We start from the raw sequence: 3,490 nt of genomic DNA, 5'->3' as shown, positions 1-3,490 counted from the left end.
GTTTTCAGTTCATCAAATCTGACTTTTAAATTTTGAACTTTGAATTTTGAATTCCGTGTTTTCAGTTCATCAAATCTGACTTTTAAATTTTGAACTTTGAATTTTGAATTCCGTGTTTTCAGTTCATCAAATCTGACTTTTAAATTTTGAACTTTGAATTTTGAATTCCATGTTTTCAGTTCATCAAATCTGACTTTTAAATTTTGAACTTTGAATTTTGAATTCCATGTTTTCAGTTCATCAAATCTGACTTTTAAATTTTGAACTTTGAATTTTGAATTCCGTGTTTTCAGTTCATCAAATCTGACTTTTAAATTTTGAACTTTGAATTTTGAATTCCATGTTTTCAGTTCATCAAATCTGACTTTTAAATTCTAAATTTTGAATTTTGAATTCCGTGAAACGGTATAAACTTTTTCTGCTTAAATATTAAACCACTTCCTAAAATTCCTAATGTAAATAAACCTATTGTTGAACTAGGTTCTGGAACTCGAACTTTCTGACTAACTTCAATATTTTCAACTCTAATATTATTTGATAAATAACTATTTTTTACTGGTTGATATAATCTTGGCGATCGCGAACTAATTTCTGGTTGACTATTCCCAGATTCTGCGACAGTTGCTATTTGAAAATCAACTTTTTCCTGATTAAAACCTCCCAGTTCAAAGGTGTTATTAAACAACTCAAAAGCAGTCTCATAAATATCAATGCTTTCCTCAAACAAAGGACCTAAATTTTGATTGCCAATTATCGGTAACTCTAGACCAAATTCCCCTGCCATAAAATCCAAACCAAAATTAATACCTAAACTGGTAGAGTTGCTAAACAAAGCATTAAAATCAATAAATGCTTCTATTTCCAGAAAATCTTCTACATTATCGGGCACGATAAATGAAATTTCATCTCCAATATTAAAGTCGATCATTGTGTTATCTTCCAACTTTAATATTGCTGGTAAATCGCTAGTTAAAGAGAAATTTTGCAACATTGATAAAGCTATTGCTGCTTCGATATCTAAAAGATTGTAGGAAAAGCCAAGATTCCCAAAAAATCCTAAATTTAATTCTTGCTTTTCTTGCAAAGATGGCAATCCAAATAATAGACTAGCTAAACCATCTAAATCTATAGCAGCTTTCATAAATTCATCTTCCCCAGATGAAATTAGTTGATTATTTAGAGAATTTACAGACTGAAATCCAGTTGTATTTACTTGAGGTAAACTAATATCAAAACCTCCGAATTTTTCATCTAACTCTAAATTAGAATTATCTCCATCCAGATTTACTAAATTAATTGTTTCATCAATATCAAATTCTAAATCTAGTTGATTTCCAGGGTTAACATCTACTCCAGTAGCTACATCAAATATTAAATCTAAATTGTATGCAGCATTAATACCTTTTGTGGAAAAACTAGCATCATCAGCAAAAGAAAAACCCGATTGAATAGTCAATATTTCTCCTGCTTCAACAGATGTATCTGGAATCTCAAAAAATAAGTCAACCGGAATTAAAGCATCAACAATACCACCGTTTAAATTAAAAGTATTTTGTAAACCTAATTTACCTTCTGTAAAAGCATTAAAACCTACATTGAAAGGATAGTTTTTTGCTATTGACTCATCCCACTCGACTGCAAACAAACCATTATCGCCACCCCAACTAAAATTGCCATTTTCCTCACCCCAAATATTCTGATTTGACGTAGCAAACTCTAAATCAAACTTGAGAGTAGTAGCTAATGTCACATTCGGTAGAGCGATCGCTGTGACACTAGCAACTACCACTGAGATTAAACTCTGAAATAATTTCATTTTTTCCTACCTCCCAATACCAACCTTTTATTCCCATTTGTTTTTTCTGTCGTTAGGGGTGTGGTATCCGGATAATTCTGATCAGTTGAACTAGATTATGATTTTTAGTAGTCAGTAGTCAGTAGCAAAATTGTAGTAGACTGTTTCATCTTAAATGTTCCAATAGATGTAGGTTGGGTTGAGGGACTATCTTCGGAGCTTATCCGTAGGATAAACCCAACAACAATTAATATAATATAGCCATCTTTAAATTTTGAATTTTGAATTTTGAATTCTAAAAATGGTCACGGGAATCCCAGGAACAGGTAAGTCCAGTTTAGCTAGGGCGATCGCCTCGGAATTACAATTAGGAAAAGTCTGGCATTGGCCAATTAATACCCAGAGTACGTTAGAGGGGCATTGCTCATTCTTTGTCGCCAGAGAATATTTAGGGAGAGGATGGTCCGGATGGTCCGGATGGTCCGGATGGTCCGGATAGTCCGGATGGTCCGGATGGGGATACGTAAGCTGCATGAATAAAAGTGGACTTTTCTGCCACACTTCCCACACTTCCCACACCTCCCACACGAACCAACCTCCCACACTTCCCACACGAACCAACCTCCCACACCTCCCACACTTCCCCACCCTCTCCTACTTTTTTCTAGGCGTGACAATAAATTGACCCTGCGTTAGAGGAGGGACTATATTATTATGATGGGATTAAAAGCCGGTGAGGAGACTCGAACTCCTGACCGTTCGATTACAAGTCGAGTGCTCTACCAACTGAGCTACACCGGCAACGTTCTTTAATATAGCAAAACTAAAACTATTTTGGCAACCCCTTTTTACTTTTAAATCACATTTGTTTTAAATAGCTTAACAAATCGGCCATTTCTTGCTCATTGGGTTGAAATTGGGGCATAGGTGGTGTTTGGCCACTAACTACTTGGTTAATAATTCCCACATCCGACTTACGTTGGGAAATTCCTTCTAAACTCGGTCCGACCTGACTATCTTTAAGCCATGCGTGACAACCTGCACAGTTCATCTGAAAAATCGCTTGGCCTTGAACTGGATCTCCCTGGAGAGACAATACATTTTTGCTGTAAGGATCGGAAACCTGAAACTGCTTAACTCCTAGGAATATAAATAGGATTACTAGCAGAACAGCCAGACCAACTAAGCCAATCCACTGTCGTAGGACTTCTTTTTTAGTGTCAGCAAGTTGGTTATCCAAAATCTTTAATATCTCAACAATTATCTACAAAAAAGTTTAATATCAATTAACATAGGTTAACAGTTTTAATCTTTTCCAGGCAAGATTTTTGTCCAAAGTTAAAGATTGACCGAAAAATTGGGGTAGGTGTCTCGTCCTTAAGCGGGTGACTTTTTGATTGATTAAATTAAGAGGTGTCAGACTGCTACATTCGGTAGCGGCGCCTGATCAAAAGTCAACCTACCTATAGCTACAGCTCAGTAGAAATCTCCGTGCCAATTGCCGGAGAAAATAAATATGTCAAAGCAGTTATAAACTCATACTTCAACCCTAAGTTCAAAATAAGTAGTAGTATTGTAAAGTTTTGCCGAATCAATAGAAAGATCTAGAAATCTATCAACTTTTATCCATCTTTGACAAAGAAAAGGTTTATTAGATATAATAGTGCCTTACGGGTGTAAAACATAAACTTGCCA

At 35.3% G+C, this 3,490-nt stretch carries 4 protein-coding genes and 1 tRNA gene; 1 reads left to right on the top strand and 4 read right to left on the bottom strand.

The features are described from left to right. Positions 1 to 367: 367 nt before the first annotated feature. Positions 368 to 1,816, bottom strand: coding sequence for a PEP-CTERM sorting domain-containing protein (locus F6K40_RS10290; RefSeq protein ID WP_293135054.1), 1,449 nt, complete (start codon positions 1,814 to 1,816; stop codon positions 368 to 370). A gap of 280 nt (positions 1,817 to 2,096) precedes the next feature. Between F6K40_RS10290 and F6K40_RS40760 the strand changes: the two genes are divergently transcribed. Next, positions 2,097 to 2,294: an AAA family ATPase gene (locus F6K40_RS40760; RefSeq protein ID WP_365670937.1), complete on the top strand. Its 198-nt coding sequence runs from the start codon at positions 2,097 to 2,099 to the stop codon at positions 2,292 to 2,294. Here the strand turns inward: F6K40_RS40760 and F6K40_RS10280 are convergent. The 3 genes from F6K40_RS10280 to F6K40_RS10270 form a co-directional block, all read right to left on the bottom strand. Then, on the bottom strand, positions 2,244 to 2,435 hold the full coding sequence (locus F6K40_RS10280) for a hypothetical protein (protein ID WP_293135051.1): 192 nt from the start codon (positions 2,433 to 2,435) through the stop codon (positions 2,244 to 2,246). The genes F6K40_RS40760 and F6K40_RS10280 overlap by 51 nt on opposite strands. Positions 2,436 to 2,523: 88 nt before the next feature. Continuing rightward, positions 2,524 to 2,596: transfer RNA gene (locus F6K40_RS10275), tRNA-Thr, on the bottom strand. A gap of 58 nt (positions 2,597 to 2,654) precedes the next feature. Continuing rightward, positions 2,655 to 3,035, bottom strand: a complete 381-nt coding sequence (locus tag F6K40_RS10270) for a c-type cytochrome (protein ID WP_293135048.1) — start codon at positions 3,033 to 3,035, stop codon at positions 2,655 to 2,657. Positions 3,036 to 3,490 lie beyond the last annotated feature (455 nt).

Source organism: Okeania sp. SIO3I5, from assembly GCF_010672085.1.
Taxonomy (GTDB): domain Bacteria; phylum Cyanobacteriota; class Cyanobacteriia; order Cyanobacteriales; family Microcoleaceae; genus Trichodesmium.
Note: the sequence above shows the minus strand (reverse complement) of the source record. Positions and strands in the feature narration are given on the sequence as shown.

Coding starts and splice junctions, on each gene's coding strand:
- F6K40_RS10290 (WP_293135054.1), bottom strand. CDS start 1,816: ATGAAATTATTTCAGAGTTTAATCTCAGTGGTAGTTGCTAGTGTCACA.
- F6K40_RS40760 (WP_365670937.1), top strand. CDS start 2,097: ATGGTCACGGGAATCCCAGGAACAGGTAAGTCCAGTTTAGCTAGGGCG.